The sequence below is a fragment of the Streptomyces sp. bgisy159 genome (assembly GCF_057707805.1).
This window is the reverse complement of sequence record NZ_JBYIQX010000013.1, coordinates 62,932-85,238: the sequence shown is the minus strand read 5'-3', so window position 1 is coordinate 85,238 and position 22,307 is coordinate 62,932. Positions and strand designations below refer to the sequence as shown.

Here is a 22,307-nt window from a genome sequence, read left to right as displayed (position 1 = left end):
ACAGTCCACACCGCGCCCGGCACCCGTGAACGCACAGGTGGCACACGGGATGACGGCTCCCGAGAGCACGGACGCGCGGCTTCCGACGGGCGTTACCCGCGCGTAACGTCGCGGGAATGACCGGAGACACGACCGTGCGCGTCGTGACCGGGGAGCCCGGCTGCGGGCGCACCCGGTACCTGCACGAGGCTGCCCGATCCTTCACGGCGGGCCCGGTGGTGCACCTCACCGCCGACCCCGCGCGCCCCGCCGTGCCCTACGGCGACCTGCGCATCCTGCTGCGCGCCCTGGGGCACCTGATCGGGCGGGCGCCCGCCGAGGTCGGCTCCCTCGACTCGGCCAGGACGGCCCTGTTCCAGGCGCTGCGCGCCGCGGCCGCCCGCGCGCCGGTGCTGGTCTGCGCCGACGATGCCGACCTGTGGGACCCGCAGTCCCGCGCCGCGCTCGGCGAGACGGCCCGGCTGCTCCAGGCGGCCGCCGAGGGTTGCCCGGCAGCCGGCGTGGTGCCGCCGGGGCGGGCGGGGGCCGGGGGCGCGCCCACGATGCCGGTGGGGGTGCCCGGGGCCGGCGGCGGTTGCGCGGTTGTGCCGCGGGGGGTGGTCGGGGTCGGCGGCGGGGGCACGGGCGGGCCGCGGGGCACGCCGGTGACCGCGTGCGGGCCCTTGAGCGGGTCGCGGGGTGCGCGGACGGCGGGCCCCCGGGCGGAGGGCGGGTCGTGGGGTGTGCCGACGGCTGGTCAGGGTGCCGGAGGCGGGTCGTGGGGTGTGCCGACGGCCGGTCACTGTGCCGAGGGTGGGTTGCGGGGTGTGCCGACGGCCGGCTGCGGGGCCGAGGGCGTACGCCTGCTCGTCGCCGTCGCCGGGCACGTGGCGGTCGGGCCGGAGTTCGCCGGACTGCCCGTGCTGCGACTGGACCCACTGGCCCCCGTGGACGCGGCCGCGTTGCTGGACGCGGTGACCGAGGGAGCCGTCGACCCGGCGGTCCGCGATGTGCTCGTGGACGAGGCCGAGGGCAATCCCGGGCTGCTGCTGGCCCTGGCCCGTTCGCTGTCCCCGGCGCAACTGCTCGGTCACCGCCCGCTGCCGCACCCCGTGACCGACACCGGGCTGTCGGCGGGGCCGGCCGACGGGCGCCTGGGCGATCTGCCGAGGGCGCAGCGGGATGTCCTGCTGACCGTCGCCGCCGCCGTACGCGCCTCGGCCGACGGCGGGGCGGCCGTGGGCGTCGTGCTGAGGGCGCTCGCCGGGCTCGCGGGCGACTACACGGTGCCCGGCCTCGATCCGCCGCCCGGGCCGCTGACCCTGGTGGACGGCCGGCTGCGGTTCCGGAGCGGCCTGCTGCGCAGAGCGGTGTACGCCGGGGCGGACGGCGGGCGTCGACGGGCCGTTCACCGGGCACTGGCGGGGGAGGAGCACGGGCTCGCGGCGCTGCTGCACCGCTCGTGGTCCCGGACGGTGCCCGAGCCGGAGACGGCGGCGCGGCTCGTGGAGGCCGCCACCGACCCGGCGGGCCCCGCCCCGCACCGGCTGCGGTACGCGGCACTGGCCCGCGCCGCCGAACTGGCCGAGAACGACTCGGACCGCGCCCGGTACGGCCTCGCCGCCGCCGAACAGGCCCTGCTCGCCGGGCGCCCCGGCCGGGCGCTCCGCCTGTTGGCCACGGCCCCGGTCACCACGGGTCCCACCGCCGTCCACGGCCTCGCCCACCTCCTGCGCGGCACCGCGCTCCTGCACGACGGCCCGGTCGGTGAGGCACACGCCGCGCTCCTGCTCGCCGCCGGGCTCCTGCACCCGCACGCCCCCGACCGTGCCCACGCGGCCGCCCTCGCCGCCGTCGACGCGGCCTGGGCGGCGGGCGACACGACCGGCTGTCTCCGTGCGCTCGGCGCCACGGGAGCGGACGGCGCAACCCCCGGCGCCGGGGAGGGAGGGCGAGGAGCGGTGGGCGGTCGCCGACCGCTCCCGGACCCGCCCGGCCGGGGCTACGGGGCCGTGCCCGGTGGCCGGTCCCCGTGCGGTGCGGCAGGGGAGAGGACTCCGCGGGCCGGCCTCTCCCCGGACGAGCCGTCGGGCGACCCGCCCCGAGCTGCCACCGGCGAGGCGCGTCACGGGGCCGCGACCGGTGCGCGGGCGACCAGCGGGCCGGGCACCGCGTTGGGCGGTTCCCGCCCTGACGCGACGGGCGGGGCCGCTCCGGGTGCCGCGGGTGCCCGTGGGGAGGACGCGGGCGGCGAGGGCGAGCCGGGGGGCGGGGCGCGGTGTGAGGCCGCGGGGGATGCGGGGGCGGGCCGTGCGCGCGGCGCGGCGGGAGTGCCCTCCAGCGGCGTGGGCGAGGCGCTCACCCACCACCGGCTCGGTCTCCGGGCGCTGCTCGAGCACCGGTTCGGCGCGGCGGTGGAGTCGCTGCGGCGTGTGGTCGAGGCCGGGGGAACCGGCGGCGATCCGGAGGGCGCGTTGCGCGGCGCGGCGGCGGCCCTGCTGATGGGCGACCTCGCCGCGGCCCGGCACAACGCCGCCGACGCCCTGGTTGCCGCCCGCGCCCACGGCACGGTCCACGCGGTGGCGCCTGCCCTGGAGTACCTCGCCTACGCCGAACTGCGCGCCGGACGGCACGCGGTGGCGCGTACCCACGCCGAGGAGGGGCTGCGTGCCGCGCACCGGGCGGGCCAGCGCAACATCGCCGCCCACCACCACGCGGTGCTGGCCCTGGCCGCCTCCATCGACGGGGACCGCGAAGCGCTCGGCCGGCATGTGTCGGCGGCGCTGCGGATCGCGCTGAGCCACGGGCTCACCCAGACCGCCACGCTCACCGAGTGGGCCGCGGCCCGCGCCGACCTGGGCGCCGGGCGCCCCTCCGAGGCCGCCGACCGGCTGGCCCCGCTGGTGCGGCCGGGCCCGCGGCGTGGGCACTTCGCGGTCTGGATGCTGGCCGTCCCCTGCGCGGTCGAGGCGGCCGTACGCGCCGGCCGACGCGACGGCCTGGCCGCTCTGGTCGACGAGTTCGCCCTCTGGGCCCGCTTCGGGGCCGACCCGCAGGCCCCCGCCCAGCTGCTGCGCTGCCGCGCCCTGCTGGCCCCGCCCGACCGCGCCGACCTCCTCTACCGCCGCGCTCTCGACCTGCACGAACGGGCGGGCGGCGACTTCGAGCGGGCTCGTACCGAGCTCCTGCACGGCCAGTGGCTGCGCCGCCGGCGTCGGCTGCGCGAGGCCAGGGAACACCTCGGTGCCGCCCTGGTCGGCTTCGAACGCTGCGGCGCCCGCGCATGGGCCGAGCAGGCCCGGGCCGAACTGCGGGCCAACGGCGTCTCGGCGGGCGGCGCCGGGGCCGGTGACCTCACGGCGCTCACCCCGCAGCAACTGCGCATCGTCCGCCACGTCGCCCGCGGCGCCACCAACCGGGAGGTCGCCCAGGCCCTGACCGTCAGCACCCGCACCGTCGACTACCACCTGCGCAAGGTCTTCGCCGCCCTCGGTGTCCGCTCCCGGGTGGAACTCGCCCGGCTCGTGGAGCTGACCGAACAGGCCGGACGCGCCGGACCGAGTGAAAAGACCGCCGCACACCCCTAGGGACCGACCGGACGGTATGTCATCCTGCGGGTCAGGACGCACCAGCCCGGACACCGACCCTGGGGAGGACCGTCATGCAGCACGCCGTACGGCCCCGTGCAGCGCTGCGCCCCGCGCCGGCCGCGCCGGCTCCGCGCTCGCGCGCCCGGCGGGTCCGGTCGCTGATCGACGCCGACGCCCTGCACGTCCTGCACCGCGCGGCCCGTGTCCTGCTGGACGACCTGCCGGAGCTGACCGACCGGCTCCTGGCGGCGCTGCAGGACCAGGAACCGGCCTACCGCCTCTGCATGGACCAGGACGCCGGCACCACCTGGCAGGAGGTGAACCGCTCGCTGCGGCACAGCGTGGCCTCCCTGCTCGACCCGCGCGGCAACCGCGACGCGGCCCACCGCTGCACCTGGCGCATCGGCACCACCCGCGCCGAACAGGGACTGCCGCTGGACGCGCTGCTGCACGCCTTCCGCCTCGGCGGGTCCCTGGTGTGGCAGTCCCTGGTCGAGGAGACCTCGCGGACCGCGCCCGAGGACGTCCGGCTCCTGGTGCACGTCGCCGCCGACGTGTGGCACTTCGTCGACGAGCACTGCACCCTCGTGGCCGACGCCTACCGCCAGGCCGAGCGGCAGCTGGCCTGGCGGCGCGAGAACCGGCTGCGGGTGCTGACCGGGGCCCTCCTCGACGGCAGCATCCGCATCGCCGACCTCCCGGAGACCGCCCAGGCACTGAACCTGCCCGAGCACGGCCGGTACGCCGTCGTCGCGGCGGCCGGCGGCACGGCGGCGGTCGGCGCCGCGGCGCGCGCCGTCCTGGGGGAGGGCACCCGGGCCCACTGGCACACCGGGCAGGACGCCGACTACGGCATCGTCCTGCTCCCGGAAGACCCCGCGGCACCGCTGCCGGCCGTTCCGGCCGACCTCGCCGTTCCCGGCGGGCCGGCACCCGGCGTGCGCGTCGGTGTCAGCACGGCCGTGTCGGGACTGGCCGCCGTCGGAGACGCCCGTCGTCTCGCGGACACGGCCCTGCGCATGTGCCCGCCCGCCGGCGGCACGGTCCGGCTCACCGACCGGCTCCCGGCCGCCCTGGTCCTGGCGGCACCCGAACTCGGGCAGGCCCTCGCCGACCGGGTCCTCGGCCCGCTGGCCGCGCTGGATCCCGCCGACGCGGAGGTCCTGCTGGACACCCTCGCCGCCTGGCTGGCCTGCGACGGCTCGGCGCAGCGGGCCGGTGAGCGGCTCTACTGCCACCGCAACACGGTCCTCAACCGCCTGCGCCGCTACGAGCAGCTCACCGGCCGCTCTCTCTCCCGTCCCACCGACATGGTGGAGATCAGCCTCGCCCTGACGGCCCGGGGCCTGCGCACACACTGACCCCGGCCGCCACCACCCTGCGGGCTCGCCCCCGCCTTCGAATGCCGGGCGACGGACGCCCCGCCGCGCCATCGACGTGCCCCTTCCTGCCGCCGACGTTTCCCGGCCGGGCCACGGACCTTGCCGCGCTGGGTCGGCGCGCCTTCCTCTGGCCCGGCTCCTCGCCCGGCCCGGTCACCGGCTGATCCAGTCCAGCCCCAGCCCGTGCCGCAGCCCCGCCGGCCGACCTTCCCAGTCGACCCCGGGCCGGCGCGCCACCGTCCGCTCCCGTCTCCCGTCCCTCCGGTCTGCCGTCCGCCCTGGCCTCCCGTCCGCTCCGGTCTGCCGTATGCCCCGGTCTCCGTCCGCCTTGGCCTCCCGTCCGGTGAGCCCTCGGCCCGGCTCACGCCGTCCGCGCCGCGCCGCCCCCCTGTGCCCCCGCACAACCTCCCCCACCCCCCGCTGGGCCCGCGCAGCGACCCAGTTCCCGGTGCCTGTACCGCATCCCGTCGCCGTGTTGTCGTGGGCTGCCCTGCCAGGAACCGCCGAAGCGCCGTGCCCGCGCGGCACGGACCGAGGAGCCGCGATGCCCGAAGCACCACCGAGACAACGGTCCGCGGGACCACCGCTCGAACCGCCCGCACTCAGCGTCGAGGGGATCGACGTGATGTACGGACGCGCGGTGTCCGCTCTGCGCTCCGTCTCGCTGACCGTGCCGCACGGCGGCGTGGTGACCCTGCTCGGCGCCAACGGCGCGGGCAAGACCACCCTGCTGCGGGCGGTGTCCGGGACGCTGCGCCTGCACCGCGGCACCCTGACCGCCGGCCGGATCCGCTACGGCGACACCGCGCTGGACGGCCGGGACCCGGTGCGCGCGGTCCGGGCCGGAGTCGTCCAGGTCCCGGAGGGCCGGCGCGTCTTCGCCGGTCTCACCGTCGAGGAGAACCTGCGCAGTGGCGGGCTCGGGCTCGGCCGACGCGCCCCGGCCCTGGTGCGGGAGGCCCGCGACCGGGTGTTCACCCTCTTCCCCGTCCTCGCCGAGCGGGGCCGCCAGCACGCCGGTCTGCTCTCCGGGGGCGAACAGCAGATGCTGGCCATCGGCCGCGCGCTGATGGCCGCCCCGCGCCTGCTGCTGCTCGACGAGCCCTCCCTCGGCCTCGCCCCGCGCATGGTCGACCGGATCGCCGAGGTGATCCGCGAGATCAATGCCCAGGGCACCGCCGTCCTGCTGGTCGAGCAGAACGCGGGCATGGCCCTGTCCCTGGCCGACCACGCCCACGTGCTGGAGGTCGGGGAGGTCCGCCTGTCCGGCCCCGCCGCCGAACTCGCCCGCACCGACGCCGTACGCCGGCTGTACCTCGGCGAGACGGCCGGCACCGAGAACACCACCACCGACGTGACGACCGGCGACCAGGGGGCCGCGTGAACGACCGCACCACCGCACCACCCCCGACGCTCGCCGTCCGGGACGTCACCGTGCGCTTCGCGGGCCTGACCGCACTCGACGAGGTGTCCTTCACGGTCGCCCCGGGCTCGGTGCACGCGATCATCGGCCCCAACGGGGCGGGCAAGTCCACCTGCTTCAACGTGCTGTCCGGCCTGTACCGCCCGGCGGCCGGCCAGGTACTGCTCGGCGACACCGACCTCACCGGCCTGGCACCCCACCGGATCGCCGCGCTGGGCGTCGCCCGCACCTTCCAGAACATCGTCACCACCGCCGGCACCGTCGCCGACAACCTGATGCTGGGCCGCCACGCCCTGTCCCGGGCCGGCTTCCTGGCCAGCGCCCTGCGACTGCCCGCGGCGGTGCGCGAGCAGCGCGAGCATCTGGCCCGCGCCCGCGAGATCGCCGAACTGACCGGCCTGGGGCAGCACTTCGACACCCCCGTGGCCCTCCTGTCGTACGGCGACCGCAAGCGCGTCGAACTGGCCCGCGCCCTCTGCCTGGAGCCGCGTGTCCTGCTCCTCGACGAGCCCGTGGCCGGCATGAACGGTGCCGAACGCGCCCGGACCGTCGAGGTGGTGCACGCCGTCCGCGCCGAACTCGGCCTGTCCGTGCTGCTGGTGGAGCACGACATGGGCCTGGTGATGCGGCTCGCCGACGAGGTCACCGTCCTCGACTTCGGCCGGCCGATCGCCCACGGCACCCCCGACGAGATCCGCCGCCACCCGGAGGTGCTGCGCGCCTACCTCGGCACCGGCGCGGAAGGAGAGGACGCCGCATGACCGGGCTCCTGGACAACCTGCTCAACGGCCTCGCCCTCGGCGCGGTCTACGCCCTCGTGGCCCTCGGCTTCGTCGTCGTCTTCAAGGCCAGCGGCGTCATCAACTTCGCCCAGGGCTCCCTGCTCCTGCTCGGCGGCTACCTCGTCGCCGTCCTCCACGACGACCTCGGCTTCGCCGGGGCCCTCGCGGTGGGTGTGCTGGTGACCGCCGCCGTGTCGGGCGCCCTGGACCGGCTGCTGCTGCGCCGCGGCGACCCCGATCCGGCGGCCGCCCACGTCCAGACGATCGTCACCATCGGCGTCGACATCGTCCTCGCCACCGAGCTGGCCCGGCGCATCGGCGGCGACCTGCTCTCCCTCGGCGACCCGTGGGGCGACGGCGTCGCCCGGCTCGGACAGGTCACCGTCGCCGACAGCCGGCTCGCCGCCATCGCGGTGTCCGCCGTCGTCATCGCCGGTGTCTTCGCCCTCTTCCGGTTCACCCCCTGGGGCCTGTCGCTGCGCGCGGCGGCCGAGGACGTGGAGGCGGCCGCGCTGATGGGCGTACGGCTGAACCGGGTGCGCACGTACGCCTGGTGCCTGGCCGGTGCGCTCGCCGCCCTGGCCGCCGTCTTCCTGGCGGCGTTCCCCGCGCCGGGGCTGGAGCGCACCACCGGACAGATCGCCCTGAAGGCGTTCCCCGCCGCGATCCTCGGCGGCATGGCCTCCCCGGCCGGCGCCCTCGCGGGCAGCCTGGTCATCGGCCTGACCGAGGCACTCGTCGCGGGTTACCAGTCCGACCTGCACGTCCTCGGCGAGGGCTTCGGCGACGTCGCACCCTACGCCGTGATGGTGGTCGTCCTGCTGATCCGGCCCACCGGGCTCTTCGGCGGAAAGGAAGCGGCCCGTGTCTGACCTGATGGCGCGCCGGGCGCGCATCCTCGTCGTCGCGCTTTTGCTGTGCGTACCGCCGTTCTACCTGGACGCCTTCTGGCTGCGCATCGGACTGTTCGCCATGGCCGCCGCCATCGGCGCGATCGGTCTCGGCCTGCTCAGCGGCACCGCCGGGCAACTCTCCCTCGGCCACGCCTTCTTCCTGGCCGTCGGCGCCTACGGCTACACCTGGTTCGCCGACGGCGACCGGGGACCGGGACTGCCGCCCGTCCTCGCGCTGGTGCTGGCGGTGTTGCTGTCCGGAGCGGCGGGCGGGTTGTTCAGCCCGGTCGCCGGGCGGGTGCGGGGCATCTACCTGGGCGTCGCCACGCTCGCCCTGGTCTTCCTCGGCCACCACCTGCTGCTGACCGCGGACTCCGTCACCGGAGGCTTCAACGGCAGCTCGGTGCCGGTGTTCCGCATCGGTGGGGTCGCCTTCGACTCCGCTTCCGAACTCGTCGTCCTCGGCGTGCCGTTCGGTGCGGAGGAACGGCTGTGGTTCCTCGGGCTCGCCCTGTTCGCGCTCACCTGGTTCACCGCACGCGGCCTGCTGCGGGGACGCCCCGGCCGGGCCCTGGCCGCGTTGCGCGACAGCGAGACCGCCGCGGCGGTGATGGGCGTGAACATCGCCCGGCACCGCTCGGCCGCCTTCGTGGTGTCCTCCATGTACGCGGGTCTGGCCGGGGTGTTCCTCGCCCTCGCCTTCCGCCGCGTGGTGCCCGACTACTTCGGCCTCGCGCTCTCCGTGGACTACCTGGCGATGATCGTCATCGGCGGACTCGGCTCGGTGGCCGGCGCCACCGCCGGAGCGGTCTTCGTCACCGCCCTGCCGCTGCTGATGACGCGGTACGCCGACCAGTTGCCGCTGGTCACCACGCCCGGCGCCGGGGACGGCGGTGTGGGTCCCACGGAGGCGGCCCGCTACCTGTACGGCGCGGCCATCGTCGTGATCCTCCTGTACGCGCCCGACGGCCTGCACGGTCTGACCCGCCGGGCGGTCGCCCGGCTGCGCGGCCGGACGCGCCCCCCGGGCACCGGGCCGGCCCCCGGCCCCGACCCGGACCGCGAGCCCGCCGACCACCCTCCCGCCTCCGCCGCACGAACCAAGGAGCACACCCCGTGAACGCCACGCACCGCACCCCCCGCATCGCCCTCGCCTCCGCCCTGGCCGCACTGCTGATCGCGGCCACCGGCTGCAGCTCCAAGGCCGGCGACAAGAGCACCGACGACGGCGCCGACGGCGTCAAGGCGGGGCCCGGGGTGAGCGCCGACACCGTCCGCCTCGGCGCCCTCACCGACCTCACCGGCCCCTACGCCACCCTCGGCAAGAGCATCGTGCAGGCCCAGCAGATGTGGGCCGACGAGACCAACGCCGCCGGCGGCATCTGCGGTCGCAAGGTGGAGATCGTCGTCAAGGACCACGGCTACGACGTGCAGAAGGCGGTCACCGCCTACGCCGACATCGCCCCGGACGTCGTCGCGCTGCCGCAGGTCATCGGTTCCCCGGTGGTCGCCGCGCTGCTCGACGACATCGGGCGCGACCAACTGCTGACCTTCCCCCAGGCGTGGGCCGCCTCCCTGCTGGACAAGGACGCCGTCCAGGTCATCGGCACCACCTACGACGTCGACATGATCGCCGCCGTCGACTACCTCGTGCGCACCAAGGGCCTGAAGAAGGGCGACACCATCGGCCACGTCTACTTCGAGGGCGACTACGGCAGCAACGCCCTCGAAGGCTCGACCTGGGCGGCCGAACGCGCCGGCATGAAGGTCGCCGGGCAGAAGATCAAGGCGACCGACACGGACCTGTCCGCGCAGGTGTCCGCGCTGCGCAAGGAGGGCGTGAAGGCGATCCTGATCAGCGCCGGGCCCGCCCAGACGGCGTCGCTGGTCGGCGTCGCCGCCTCCCGGGGCCTGCGCGTCCCGGTGGTCAGCAACGCCCCGGGCTTCGCACCGCAGCTGATGAAGACGCCGGCCGCGCCCGCCCTGACCGCCATGCTCAGCGTCATCAGCGCGGCGCCCGCCGTGAGCTCGGACCTGCCGGGCGTCCAGAAGATGGTCGCGGCCTACCAGAAGAAGTACCCGGGCGCGCAGGTCGACTCGGGCGTGCTGTCCGGCTACAACGCCGCCCAACTGATGGGCGCCGACCTGAAGAAGGCGTGCGCCGCGGGCAGCCTCGCCCGTGAGGACGTGGTCAAGGCACACCGCTCGCAGACCAACGCCGACACCGGCCTCGGCACCCCGCAGGACTTCTCCGACGCCGCCCGCCCGGCCAGCCTGAAGAACTACGTCCTCAAGCCCGACGCGCAGGCCGCCGGTGGCCTGGTCGACGTGGAGGAGGCCCACCAGGCGCCGGGCGTCGAGGAATACCTCGCCGGCCGCTCCTGACCGACCGGAGTCCGGCCCGCGTCACCTCGACGCGGGCCGGACCGGCACGGGGTGCGGGCGGGCCGAGCGCCCGGCCCATTGAGCGACGGCCCTGCTGAATGCGTTCGCCGGAACGCGTTGGACCTGCGGGCCCGCGTGGGATAGGAAGCGGTTGCACCCACCCGGCTTCCTGAAGGACCACCCCAGATGGCGTCGTCGCACGAACGACCGCTCGACCACCGCTACCGGGACGAACATCCCGTCCGCACCCTCGCCTACCTCCTGCGTGCCGACCGCTGACAACTGGCGTGCGCCGTCGTCGTGTTCACCGTCAAGCACAGCCCCGTCTGGCTGCTGCCGCTGATCACCGCCCACATCATCGACACCGTCGTACAGCACCAGCCGGTCTCCCGGTTGTGGACCGCCACCGGCGTCATCATGGTGATCCTGGTGGTCAACTACCCCCTGCACCTGCTGTACGTCCGCCTGCTCTACGGGTACACCGCCCTGCACCGGGGGCAGGCGGCCTGACCGGCGCGCCCGACGGGAGCTCCGGGCGGGCTTCCCCGCCCGGTACGCGGGGGGCCCGGCGGAGCGGTGGGCTCAGCTCAGCATGCTGCTCGCACCCCCTCCGCAGGGCGCCCGCTCGCCGGCCGCCGGCACCGGCGCCGGAGTGGACAGCCACTCCGCGATCGTCCGGGCGATCGGCTGCCCCGTCTCCACCTCGACGAAGCCGAACTGGCCGGACTGGTTGCACTCCAGGAACCACCACGTGCCGTCCGAGTCCTCCGCGAAGTCGAAGGCTCCGTAGGCCAGTTCCGCCCCTCTCAGATACGCGCGGACCCCGGCGGCCACCCGGGGCGGCACCTCCACCGGCAGCCACGGTGTGGCCGCCGAGGCGAAGCGCACGTCGACCTCGTCGGGGTCGGCGTCCGGCGAGGTCGCCTTGCGGGCCGCGAGCATCCGCTCGCCCACCGCGGTGAGCCGGATGTCCGCCTGCTTGACCACCCGCCGCTGCAGCAGCGTCGGCCCGAACGCCACCGCCGAGAAGTCGGTGTCCGGCGCCACCCTGCTGGTCGGCACCGCACGCGGCGGTTCCTGCGGATGCGCCCCGGACACCGGCTTGACCACCAGGTCCGGGAACCGCTCGGCGAACTCCCGGGCCGCCTGCGGGAAGGTGGTGATCAGCGTGGCCGGCACGGGCAGCCCGCAGCGCTGCGCCAGCCGGAGCTGCCAGGGCTTGTGCCGGGCCCGGCGAGCCGCGTCCGGATGGTTCATCCAGCGCGCCTGCGTGCCCCGCAGCATCCCGTACAGCGCCTGCGCGGACTCCTCGGTCAGCCAGGCCGAGGGCTCCGCGACCCGGGAGGCGGGCACCCCGGGCCGGCGTACCCAGACGGACCGCAGCCCGTCCATGCCGACCAGCCGGCCGCCGGCCCACAGATGCCCGCGGAAGGCGCCGTGCACGTATTCCCCGGACAGGGACACCCCGCCCGTGAGGTCGGCGGGGTCGAACCGGACCACGGGAACCCCGGACGCGTGGAGGTGGACCACCACCATGTCCGCCGTCACGTCCTGTTCACTGGTCAGGATCAGCACCGTCATCGTCGTGAATCCGCGTTCAGTCGTCGAAGTGGGTCTTCGAGCCCGCGGTGGACGTGGTGGTTCCCAGCTCTCTGAGCAGTGAGTGGTCCGAGGCGGCGATCCGCCCGTCGAGGAGTACGTTCAACTGCAGTCCGGAGTCGTAGGCGTACGGAGTGGAAACCTCCAACTCCGCCACCGGGCGAGCGTAGTTGAGCGCGAACGGTTGCATCGTCTCTCCCTCTTCGGTGCTGCGCCGACCGAGCCGTGATCTGCCGCGTCGTCGCTTCGCCCATCGATCTTCTGGGCTTCCTCTTACTTATACGAATCGAACGAGTGGTTGGTTTCCTTACGCTCCGTGAGCGCGGCGCGTTCGACGTCCCGGACCTGAGACGGTCGCGGGACGCCGAAAGGTTGACTCGTCGTCAGAGGATTCCCCGCCGGCCCCGCGCTCCCGCCCGGCGAGCGGCGCGCGCAGCGAGCGCAGGGCGAGCAGGAGCACCCCGATGTCGTCCAGGTACACGGGGTCGGGCAGCAGGTCGGTGGGCAGGAACAGGTAGAGGACCGCGCCCCAGAACACCCAGCGCGGTCCGGTCGGCAGCCCGGCCCGGCGCAGGTCGCGTCGGGTCCGTACCAGTCGTACGGCCAGCCCCGCGGCGACGGCGAGCGTGGCGGCCGCGAGGAGCGAGGTGACGACGATCACAGTCGTGGTCGTGTCCACGGGTCCTCCCCGGAGTCCGGGGCACGCCGGACGCGGGCCCCCTCTCACGGAGTACCCGTTTCTCCTCCTTGTGGCTCACCCGAGTGGCGCGGCGCCGTCCAGGTGGCTCCTAATGGGCAACGTAGTCGCGCGCCGCGCCTCGGGGGCGCATGGAGCGGCCGCCTCCCTTGCATGGGGCACACCATGACCACCCGGTCTCCCTCAGTCCCTTCGAATCCCACCGCGATCCCCGTGAGCGAGCTGCCGGCCGCCACCTCGGCGCCGCCACCGGAGCCTCCGGCCGAAGCGCCGCGCACCGGCGTGGTGGACGAACTGGTCCGGGCCGCCGTGGCCGACCGGCCACTGGAGGAGGTCGCCCAGCTCATCACCCTGCTGCAGCGGTCGCCCGATGACGCGCGGGCCGCCGGTGACGCGTTGCGCTCCGCCGGAGTCGGCCGTTCCGTGGAGGACGTCGCCCGGCTGGTCATCCTGCTGACCCAGCCGCCGCGGCCCGCGGACAGCGCCGACGAACTGATCCGCGCCGCCACCGAGCGCAGACCGGTGGAGGAAGTCAGCCAGCTGATGGCGCTGCTGCACCGCACCGCGCTCGAACCCCACTGCGAACAGGAGGCCATGCGCACCGCCGCCACCCGGCGGCCGATAGAGGAACTCGTCGACCTGATAGGGCGGCTGGGTGTGGTGGAACTCACGCCGCCCCCGTCCGGCGCCGACGACCCGCAGCCCGCCGCCGAGGGCGGTCGGCAACCGGAGGAGGACGGTCTCCCCTGGGTGACGGTCAGCAGCCGGACCCGTGCGGTGACCGGTGGCCGTCGCGAGGCGGCTCCCGGGCGGGTGCCCGGGCCGCCGCCGTGGCCCGCCCGGCTCGCCGCCGTGCTCCTGCCGGCCTGCGGGGCGGCCCACGCGCCGCTCACCACCACGGGCCTCTCCGCGCAGGGGTTCGGGACGCTCGTCGGCGTCTCCGCGCTGTGCGTCATGCCGGCCCTGGTGCTCTTCCTGCGGCCCGCCGTCGTGCTGCTCGTGGCCGCCGTGGTGGTACCGGCCGCCCTGGCCGACTGGGCGGTGTTCGCGGACCGCTTCGGTCCTGAGCGGCTGACCCGGGTGCTGGAGGCGATGGCGGCGCCCCCCTGGCAGGCCGGCGCGGTCGCCGTGTGCACGGCGGTTGTCGCACTGACGGCCCTGCTGCCGGCGCTGCAGCCCACGAGCCGCCCCGCACCGGCCGAGCCCGCGCCCGAGACACCCGTCGGGACGGGCTGACACGGGCGTGTCCGGCCCCCGCCCTTCCGTGGCGGGGGCCGGCCAGGCGCCACGGCCCCGTGACGGCGTCCATCGGCGCGGCCGGCGGACGCCGCCTCGGCCGGGTGGGTACGAGCGTGTTCCCCCCTTCGAACGGCTGCGTGACCTGCCTCCAGGCACATGCCGACGGCCGCCGACCCGATCACCCGTCTGGCGGACGTCCCGTCACCGGCAGGTGAAGGCCTGACCGCGGTGCGCGCCACCGCGGACGGTCCGCTCGGCCGGCCGGTGCCGGTGGACGGGACCGCCGTGCACACCCCCGGGCGGCACCGGACGGGCTCCGCCCACCGCCCACGAGCGGACGGTGCTCGGCCCGACCCCGCCCGCCCGCCTCCCGTGTTCAGCCGGCCCTCACCGCCCCGGGCCCGAAGACTCCTCCTCGCCGCGCTGCCCGGGCAGGACACCCGGCGCAGCACCGGGATCGGTGGGGGAGTGGGGCGGCCTTGCTGACTTGCCGGGCAGCTTCAGGCGCTCCAGCGTCCGGGTCAGCTGCTGGAACGGGGAGCCCGTGGGACGCGCGGCCGGCTGCGACTCCGGGAGGCCGGCCGCCGGCGCGTCGGCGGCGTTCTCCCGCAGTACGGCCAGCGCCTCGTGCGCCCGCTCGGCGGCCTCCCGGTACAGGTCGCGGGAGCGCGTCATCGACTCCAGCGCCTCCGCGTACATGGCGACCAGCTGCTTCTGCCGGGCCAGCTCCTCCTCGGGCGTCAGCACGTGCCACTGCTCGCGCAGCGCGGTGAGGACCTCCTCGGCACCGGACGGCAGCGGACCGGGAACGGCGGTGTACCGGGTCACCGCGTCGATGAGCTCCGACGGCTCGGACCCGTCGAGGAAGACGGTCCGCACGGCGAAGGACCAGTCGCCGTCGTCGGGCCGTGAGCCAGGCCCGCCCGGCAGCAGCACGGCCCCGCCGCGCGGCACCTGCGCTCCCGAATCGCGCAGCGCCCAGTTGACGGCACGCAACTGGTGAGGCGCGGCCCGGTGTTCGACGACCCGGTCGCGCAGGCCCGCCGGAAGGAAGCGCACCAGGGACGCGCTGCCCCGCTCGTCCGTCGTCATCGCCTCGTGCACCACCAGATGGACGCTCCAGTCGTCCCGCAGCGCGGCCCGCAGCACCCGCCGGAGATCCTTGTCGTCCTCGGGCAGCCGGTTGGCGGCCCCCAGCCGCAGCCCCGGCAGGGCGGCGTGGTCCCAGCCGCCCTCCGCGTCCCCGGGCTCCCGCGCGCGCTCCGGCTCGGGCCAGAACCGGCCGCTGGGCGCCGGCCACGTCTGGCTCCAGGGGGCCTCGGCCTCCGCGACCAGGATCCACTCCCGCGCCTGGCCCGGCCCGCGGCCGGGAACGGCGTCCGCCAGCTCAAGCCGGGCGCGCACGGTCACGTCCCCGGGGACGGTCCAGCGGGCCTCGAAGACCCGGCGGCCGGCGGGGCGCTCGGCGTCGGACAGCTCCAGGAAGTCCAGGACGTCGCCCGCGTTCTTGCGTCGCCGCAGCTGCCGCACCACCTCCTCGGCCGGTGCGGCACCGGTATGGCGGCCCCGGGCCAGCCACACCGTGGAGGGGGTCGGCGGACGGTCGGTGGAGGAGGTCGGCATGAGTCCATCTGGGGGAGGGGGACGGCGTGCGTGTTCCAGTATCGCCCGCCGTCCGGCGAAGTCGATCACATGGGGGTGTGCCCGCGGCACCGCGCCCCTACGCGCCGCGTCGCACCACCGAATCCACGGGGCGCGCGCCGCGCGCTCGGGGCGCGTACGGCGCGCACCAGCCGGCCGGTGCACACCCGTGTCCTGGCCGTGGGCGGAGCCCGACAATCGACGGGGCGGGCAGGGACCGCCCACCATCCGCGTCGGGGCGGGCCCTGCCCGCCATCCGCGGCACGTCCCGGCGTCTCACACCCGGCGGCCGTCCCCGGTACGGCCCCGGCGGCGCCGCTGGCCGCCGACCCGGGCGCCGTCCGGTGCGGGCCCCGGTGCGGGAGCGCTGAAGCCGCCGGGTACGGCGCGCGTCTCGGGGGCGCGCGGCGTGTCCGGAGCACGGGTCCGGTGCGCCGGCGCCTCGGAAGGGCTGCCGTCGGCGGGTGCCTCGGCGGGCCGGCGGGCGGGCGGGGCGGCCCGGGCGACCACTCGTGTGTGGCTCATCAGCGGGGCGCACGCCGAGCAGACCTCGGTGAGCGTCCACACCTGGCCCACCGACGGGTCGTGCCGCAGCACCAGCACCACGGCCCCGGCGCAGGTCACGCGCGCGCCCTCATGGGCGGAGCACTTGTGCAGCCGGCAGCCGCAGGAGGCGTCCGGCCGTACGGTCGCGGCCCGGGCGTGGGCGGCCGCGTGGGCGTCGGCGAAACGGCGCAGGGCCGCGATGTCCCGGGAACGGGCGGGCATACGGCAGCCCGAGGAGCAGCTGACGGAAGCGCTGCGGTCGCGGTGTCCCGTCACCCGGATCGTCCACGACCGACCCGGGCGGCGAGTTGATGGGGCGTCGGGGTACGCGAGAGCCAAGGCCATGTGTCCTTTTGTCGTCGAGAGGGCGGCGCGCAGGTGCGCTGAGGGAGATCTACCCGGTGAGGGCGCGTTTCACAGCATCCGACGCGTTATCGTCCGGCGTGTCGGCGCATCGACGGCACACGTGCGGTCCAGGGGCGGGCCGGCATGGCCCGTGCCCTCCCACCGCACGCCGTCCCGCGCCAGGTGGCCGGGGCCGTGGTCGAGAGGGCGCCGGGGCGGCCGGGCCGGCCCTGTGCCGCGGCGCGGAGCGGCAGTTCTCGTGGCCCGGCGGTCTGCTGGGACCGCGAGCGGTCAGTGCGGGAACGCGCGCGGGCGGCGCGGCCGGGGCACCTCGTCGCGGAACTCCTCGATCCGGGAGCTGATCTGACGCATCAGGACGGTGTCCGAGAGCCGGTCCAGATACAGGTTGCGCCGGGCCAGACCGTCCGCGTCGACACAGAAGTACAGGGCCATGAGCGGATTGACGAACAACTCGCCGCCCCTGGTGCGCTCGGTGAAGCGCACATCGCCGAATTCCCCGCGGACGGCCGCGGCGACCGAGCCGTTGACGATGCTCGGGCGGTCCGGTGTACACGTCTGCGCGTGGGCCACCGCGTCGAGGTACGCGGCGCCCTCGGCGCTGTCACGGGGCACCGAGAAGGCACCGAGATAGGCGCCCTCACGGTCCAGCGCCGCCAGGTTCTCCAGCACGAGGGCGTGGTTGACGCCGTGATACGCGTCGACGCCGAAGCCCAGGCAGACGACGAGCCGTTGGGCCACGTCCGTCAGCGCATGCACCGCGGCCAGGCTGGCCATGTCCTCCTCCGGCGTGCCGAGCCCGTGCTCGTCGCCCCGCATGAGGATGTCGGTCCCGCCGTCCACCAGCACGATCGCGTCCACCCCGCCCAGCCGGTCCAGCAGCGCGCGGTAGGCGTCGGTCAGCGGGGCGACCCCGGTGCGGGAGAAGGCGTACACCGTGGCGGGGAGGCCCTGGCCGTCCAGCCAGCGAGCCAGCGTGCGCTCCGGGAAGTAGCCGTGGTGGCCGGGGGTGTCCGGCCGTACGGCCGCGAGGTCGGGCGCCTCGAACACCTCGGCCGGCAGACCGTACAGGTCCACGAAGGACAGGTTGGCCAGGTGGACGTCCTTGCCCGCCGAGCGCAGGGCGAGGGCCAGCGGGAGCCCCGCGTACACGTCGAAGCCGCCGCCCGCGCCGGCGATCAGCACCCGGCGGGCGTCGCGCAGCCGGGTGAACAGCGGAGGTTCGTGGAGAGAGAACACCGGGGGAACGTAACAGGATGTCGATCATCGGGCCCGTGGTTTTGCCCGATCACCGGGACGCGGAGGGCCTCACGGTTCCCGGTACGCGGAGAGCCCGAGGGCCCCGGGACGTGGAGGGGCCGGCGAGCCCGGGATGCGGAGGGGCCCGCGGGTGGTCCGCACGACGCCGGTCCGACAGCGTCGTGGTCCTCACCCGCGGGCCCCTCCGCCCGGGTCAGGCGCCGCTCGCGCGGAGCATGTCCTCGCGCTCGACGATCTTCACGCGCTCGCGGCCCTGGGGCTCGCCCAGCGCCTTCTCGGCGGCGTCCAGCTTGTACCAGCCCTCCCAGGTGGTGTAGCGGACCTCGCGCTCGGCGAGGAACGCCTCGACCGCCTCGGGCGCCGGAGAGTCCGGCGTGTGCAGCCTGCCGTTCGCGTGGTCGTCCAGCAGGTTGGCCACCGTCTCGTTGGCGTCGCCCTTGGTGTGGCCGATCAGGCCGACCGGGCCACGCCGGATCCAGCCGGTGACGTACGTGGACCGGAGGTGCTCGCCGGACTCCTGGAGCACCCGGCCGCCCCGGTCGGGGACCGTGCCCGACTCGATGTCCCAGGGCAGCTTGGGCAGCTTGTCCGAGAGGTAGCCGACCGCGCGGTACACCGCGTCGACGTCCCAGTCGGTGAACTGACCGGTGCCCTTGACGTTGCCTGTACCGTCCAGTTCCGTGCGCTCGGTGCGCAGGCCGACGACCTTGCCGTCCTCGCCCAGGATCTCCACCGGCGACTCGAAGAAGTGCAGGTACAGCTTGTGCGGGCGGTCGCCGACGTCGCGGATCGCCCAGTTCTCCAGGGTCTTGGCGACCATGTCGACCTGCTTGTTGCCCCGCCGCTCGGCGATGGAGCCCTCGTCGTAGTCGATGTCCTCGGGGTTGACGATGACCTCGATGGTGGGGGAGTGGTCCAGCTCGCGCAGCTCCATCGGGCTGAACTTGGCCTGCGCCGGGCCCCTTCGGCCGAAGACGTGGATCTCCACGGCCTTGTTGGCCTTCAGGCCCTCGTGGACGTTCGGCGGGATCTCGGTCGGCAGCAGCTCGTCCGCGGTCTTCGCGAGGATCCGGGAGATGTCGAGCGCCACGTTGCCGACGCCCAGGACGGCGACCTTCTCCGCGTCCAGAGGCCAGGTGCGCGGCACGTCCGGGTGGCCGTCGTACCAGGACGCGAAGTCGGCGGCGCCGTAGGAACCGTCCAGGTCGACGCCGGGGATCCGCAGCTCGCGGTCGGCCATGGCGCCGGTGGAGAAGACCACCGCGTCGTAGAACGCGCGCAGGTCGTCGAGGTGGATGTCGGCTCCGTAGGTGACGTTGCCGAAGAGGCGGACCTGCGGCTTGTCGAGCACCTGGTGCAGGGCGGTGACGATGCCCTTGATACGGGGGTGGTCCGGGGCCACGCCGTAGCGGATGAGGCCGAACGGGGCCGGCATGCGCTCGAAGAGGTCGATGGACACGCCGGGGTCGGCGGCCACTTCGGACTTCAGCAGCGCGTCGGCGGCGTAGATCCCGGCCGGGCCGGCTCCGACGATGGCTACCCGCAGGGGGCGGGGCATGATCAGGTCCCTTCGAGCGGTGGAAGATCGACTCGAAGGAAGCCTAAACTAAGGCAAGCCTAAGTCGGTACGCGGGTCCGACCTATGAGCTCATAAGGCTCTTTTATGAGTCCCCCAAGAACTCATGATAGCGGCTGCTCGGCCCAGATGATCTTCCCGGTCGCCGTGTACCGCGTGCCCCACCGCTCGGCCAGCTGCGCCACCAGGAACAGCCCGCGCCCGCCCTCGTCCGTCATCGCCGCGTACCGCAGGTGCGGCGAGGTGCTGCTGCCGTCGAAGACCTCGCAGATCAGCGAGCGGTCACGGAGCAGCCGTACCCGCACCGGGGCACTGCCGTAGCGGATGGCGTTGGTGACCAGCTCGCTCAGGATCAGCTCCGTGGTGAAGGTCAGCTCCACCAGCCCCCAGCGGTCCAGCTGCCGGGTGACCGCCGCCCGTACCTCCCCGACCGCCGCCGGGTCCATGCGCACCTCCCACTCGGCGACCCGGTCCGCGCCCAGCGCCCGGGTGCGGGCCACCAGCAGCGCGATGTCGTCGCTCGGACGGGGCGGCAGCATCGACTCCAGCACCACCTGGCACGTCCCCTCCGGTGAGCCGTCGGCCCGCTCCAGGGCGGCGCGCAGCAGCTCCAGGCCCGCGTCGATGTCCCGCTCCCGGTCCTCGATCAGCCCGTCCGTGTACAGCACCAGCCGGCTCTCCTCGGCCAGCTCCAGCTCGGCGGACTCGAACGGCATCCCGCCCAGCCCCAGGGGCTGACCCACCGGCACCTCCGGGTACTCCACCCGGCCGTCCGGGTGGACCAGCGCGGGCGGAGGATGACCGGCCCGTGCCACCGTGCAGCGCCGGGCCGCCGGGTCGTAGATCGCGTACAGACAGGTCGCGCCGGAGACGGGGCCCACCGCCCCCTCCGCGGTCTCGTCCTGGTCGATGCGTGCCACCAGCTCGTCCAGCAGGCCGAGCAGTTCCTCCGGCGACAGGTCCAGCGCGGAGAAGTTGTGCACCGCGGTGCGCAGCCGGCCCATCGTGGCCGCCGCGTGCAGCCCGTGCCCGACGACATCGCCGACCACCAGCGCCACCCGGGCGCCCGACAGCGGGAGCACGTCGAACCAGTCGCCGCCCACGCCGGCCTGCGCCGGCAGATAGCGGTAGGCGATGTCCAGGGCGTTCTGCTCCGGCAGTGTGCGCGGCAGCAGGCTGCGCTGCAGGGTGACCGCCAGCCCGTGCTCGCGGGTGAAGCGGCGCGCGTTGTCGATGGACACCGCCGCCCGCGCCACCAGCTCCTCCGCCAGGGCCACCTCCTCCGCGTCGAACGGTTCCGGCCGCTCGGACCGCCAGAAGCTGACCACGCCCAGGACCAGCGCACCCGCCCGCACCGGCACCGTGATCAGCGAGTGGATGCCGAACCCCAGGACCTGCTCCGAACGTTCCAGGTCCTGGGCTCGCCAGCCCGGAGCCTCGGCGAGCCTGGCCTCCAGCACCGCCCGGCTCTCCGCCAGGCTGCGGCCCTGCGGGGAAGAGCCGATGAACCGTATCTGCTCACCCACCGCGTACAGCGGCGCCCCGGGGCGGCGCGCGCCGAGCGCCGTCCGCCGCAGCGCGCTCTCCGGCCGCGGTTCCTCCCCGGCGAGCACCGCGTCGTACAGGTCGACCGTGGCGAAGTCCGCGAACCGGGGCACCGCGAGCTCCGTCAGCTCCTGAGCCGTCCGCGTCACGTCCAGACTGGTGCCGATGCCCACCCCGGCCGCGTACAGCAGGTCCAGCCGCTCACGGGCCGCCTCCGCGCGACCCGACAGTGCGCGCAGCTCCGTGGAGTCGCGCAGGGTCGCCACGCTCCCCGCCGGACCGCCCGCCACGTCGGTGGGCCGCTGGTTGATCGCCAGCAGCCGGTCCCCGACCAGGTGCACCTCGTCCGTGGCCACCCGGCCCGACGCGAGCAGGTCGGCCGTGTCCGGATCGAGGCCCAGGTCCAGCACGGGGCGCCGCTCGGCGTCCTGGGGCAGGTCGAGCAGGCGGTGCGCCTCGTCGTTGGCCAGCATCAGCCGGCCGTCGCCGCCCACGATGATCACGCCCTCGCGCACCGTGTGCAGCACCGCGTCGTGATGCTCGTACATCCGGGTCATCTCGTGCGGGCCCAGCCCATGCGTCTGGCGCAGCAGCCGTCTGCTGACCAGCGCGGTGCCCGCCGTCGCCAGGGCGAGCGCGACGGCGGCGGCGAAGAGCAGCAGCGGCAACTGCTGGTTGACGGTCCCGCCCACGTGCTCGGTGGTGATGCCGGACGACACCAGACCGACGACCCGCCCGTCGGCGTCCTTCACCGGCACCACCGCCTGCACCAGCCGCCCGATGGTGCCGTCGATCTCCTCCACCACGATCCCCCCGGCCTGCGCCGGGGCGATGTTGCCGACGAACTGCTTGCCGATGCGGTCCGGCTTGGGGTGGGTGTAGCGGGTGCCGTCGGGGTCCGTCACCACGATGAAGTCCACGTCGGTGGCGGCCCGGGCGGCCTCCGCCCGCGGTTGCAGCACCGCCGTCGGATCGGGGGAGCGCAACGCCTCGACGATTCCGGGGGAGTTCGCGAAGGTCTGGGCCACCGCCAGGGAGCGGTTACGGGCCTCCCTCGTGATGTCGTGCCGGACCTGCAGCACCAGCGCCACCACCGCCGCCACGACGAGCAGCACCACGATGGCCACCTGGAACACGAACACCTGTCCCGCCAGGCTGCGGCCGCGCAGCGCCGCGCGGCCCTTGGCGGGCCGCCGCGGCTCGGACGCGGTGCCGGCGGAGGGGCGCTGCCGGGAGGTCACCCGGTCCTCGGTTCCGGGCCGGGCACGCACGGGCGGGCGCCGGGTGCGCGGTTCTCGGGGGCTGCGGGCCGACCGGATCTCCGATCGCTCCGGAAGTCGGGCCATGTGCCCATGTCTACACTGCCCGGCCCGGAGAGGCGAGGGGCGCCACGGAACCCGCCGGCGA

At 75.1% G+C, this 22,307-nt stretch carries 16 protein-coding genes and 1 pseudogene; 9 read left to right on the top strand and 8 right to left on the bottom strand.

What is annotated here, in order from left to right; translation table 11 throughout:
* Positions 1-116 precede the first annotated feature (116 nt).
* From AC3ET3_RS15470 to AC3ET3_RS15435, 8 genes and pseudogenes are all read left to right on the top strand, one after another.
* The gene (locus AC3ET3_RS15470; protein WP_435612321.1) at positions 117-3,566 is read left to right on the top strand and encodes a LuxR C-terminal-related transcriptional regulator; all 3,450 of its coding nucleotides are present in this window, start codon (positions 117-119) and stop codon (positions 3,564-3,566) included.
* A 74-nt stretch (positions 3,567-3,640) separates the two neighbouring features.
* Positions 3,641-4,930 carry a PucR family transcriptional regulator gene (locus AC3ET3_RS15465; protein WP_432155217.1) on the top strand — a complete coding sequence of 430 codons (1,290 nt, stop codon included), beginning with the start codon at positions 3,641-3,643 and terminating at the stop codon, positions 4,928-4,930.
* A 565-nt stretch (positions 4,931-5,495) separates the two neighbouring features.
* Positions 5,496-6,335, top strand: coding sequence for an ABC transporter ATP-binding protein (locus AC3ET3_RS15460; protein WP_432136470.1), 840 nt, complete (start codon positions 5,496-5,498; stop codon positions 6,333-6,335).
* Positions 6,332-7,135, top strand: coding sequence for an ABC transporter ATP-binding protein (locus AC3ET3_RS15455; protein ID WP_432136471.1), 804 nt, complete (start codon positions 6,332-6,334; stop codon positions 7,133-7,135). Before AC3ET3_RS15460 ends, AC3ET3_RS15455 begins: the two co-directional genes overlap by 4 nt.
* Entirely contained in the window at positions 7,132-8,028 is an 897-nt protein-coding gene (locus tag AC3ET3_RS15450; protein ID WP_432155216.1) for a branched-chain amino acid ABC transporter permease, read from the top strand. Before AC3ET3_RS15455 ends, AC3ET3_RS15450 begins: the two co-directional genes overlap by 4 nt.
* A gap of 4 nt (positions 8,029-8,032) precedes the next feature.
* A complete protein-coding gene (locus AC3ET3_RS15445) occupies positions 8,033-9,169 on the top strand; it encodes a branched-chain amino acid ABC transporter permease (protein WP_432155360.1) in 1,137 nt (378 codons plus the stop codon).
* Complete coding sequence (locus tag AC3ET3_RS15440; protein WP_432136473.1) at positions 9,166-10,434, top strand: ABC transporter substrate-binding protein; 1,269 nt, start codon at positions 9,166-9,168, stop codon at positions 10,432-10,434. Before AC3ET3_RS15445 ends, AC3ET3_RS15440 begins: the two co-directional genes overlap by 4 nt.
* A 186-nt stretch (positions 10,435-10,620) precedes the next feature.
* A pseudogene (locus AC3ET3_RS15435) lies at positions 10,621-10,911 on the top strand (ABC transporter ATP-binding protein); the annotation flags it as partial.
* 105 nt (positions 10,912-11,016) lie between these two features.
* Here AC3ET3_RS15435 and tgmB read toward each other — a convergent pair.
* The 3 genes from tgmB to AC3ET3_RS15420 all read right to left on the bottom strand — a co-directional run bounded on the left by tgmB (position 11,017) and on the right by AC3ET3_RS15420 (position 12,712).
* On the bottom strand, positions 11,017-12,015 hold the full coding sequence (gene tgmB / locus AC3ET3_RS15430) for an ATP-grasp ribosomal peptide maturase (protein ID WP_435612320.1): 999 nt from the start codon (positions 12,013-12,015) through the stop codon (positions 11,017-11,019).
* Positions 12,016-12,031: 16 nt separating this feature from the next.
* Positions 12,032-12,223 carry a putative ATP-grasp-modified RiPP gene (tgmA, locus tag AC3ET3_RS15425; RefSeq protein ID WP_435612319.1) on the bottom strand — a complete coding sequence of 64 codons (192 nt, stop codon included), beginning with the start codon at positions 12,221-12,223 and terminating at the stop codon, positions 12,032-12,034.
* A 117-nt stretch (positions 12,224-12,340) separates the two neighbouring features.
* The gene (locus AC3ET3_RS15420; protein ID WP_432136476.1) at positions 12,341-12,712 is read right to left on the bottom strand and encodes a YkvA family protein; all 372 of its coding nucleotides are present in this window, start codon (positions 12,710-12,712) and stop codon (positions 12,341-12,343) included.
* Positions 12,713-12,943: 231 nt separating this feature from the next.
* Between AC3ET3_RS15420 and AC3ET3_RS15415 the strand changes: the two genes are divergently transcribed.
* Positions 12,944-13,966: a hypothetical protein gene (locus AC3ET3_RS15415; protein WP_435612318.1), complete on the top strand. Its 1,023-nt coding sequence runs from the start codon at positions 12,944-12,946 to the stop codon at positions 13,964-13,966.
* A gap of 390 nt (positions 13,967-14,356) precedes the next feature.
* Here AC3ET3_RS15415 and AC3ET3_RS15410 read toward each other — a convergent pair whose 3' ends face one another.
* From AC3ET3_RS15410 to AC3ET3_RS15390, 5 genes are all read right to left on the bottom strand, one after another.
* Complete coding sequence (locus AC3ET3_RS15410; protein ID WP_432136478.1) at positions 14,357-15,592, bottom strand: DEAD/DEAH box helicase; 1,236 nt, start codon at positions 15,590-15,592, stop codon at positions 14,357-14,359.
* A gap of 294 nt (positions 15,593-15,886) precedes the next feature.
* On the bottom strand, positions 15,887-16,378 hold the full coding sequence (locus tag AC3ET3_RS15405; protein ID WP_432136479.1) for a hypothetical protein: 492 nt from the start codon (positions 16,376-16,378) through the stop codon (positions 15,887-15,889).
* Between the two features lie 414 nt (positions 16,379-16,792).
* On the bottom strand, positions 16,793-17,758 hold the full coding sequence (locus tag AC3ET3_RS15400; RefSeq protein ID WP_432136480.1) for a DUF1152 domain-containing protein: 966 nt from the start codon (positions 17,756-17,758) through the stop codon (positions 16,793-16,795).
* A gap of 214 nt (positions 17,759-17,972) precedes the next feature.
* Complete coding sequence (locus AC3ET3_RS15395) at positions 17,973-19,337, bottom strand: FAD-dependent oxidoreductase (RefSeq protein ID WP_432136481.1); 1,365 nt, start codon at positions 19,335-19,337, stop codon at positions 17,973-17,975.
* A gap of 122 nt (positions 19,338-19,459) precedes the next feature.
* Entirely contained in the window at positions 19,460-22,246 is a 2,787-nt protein-coding gene (locus AC3ET3_RS15390) for a SpoIIE family protein phosphatase (protein WP_432136482.1), read from the bottom strand.
* Between the last annotated feature and the right edge of the window lie 61 nt (positions 22,247-22,307).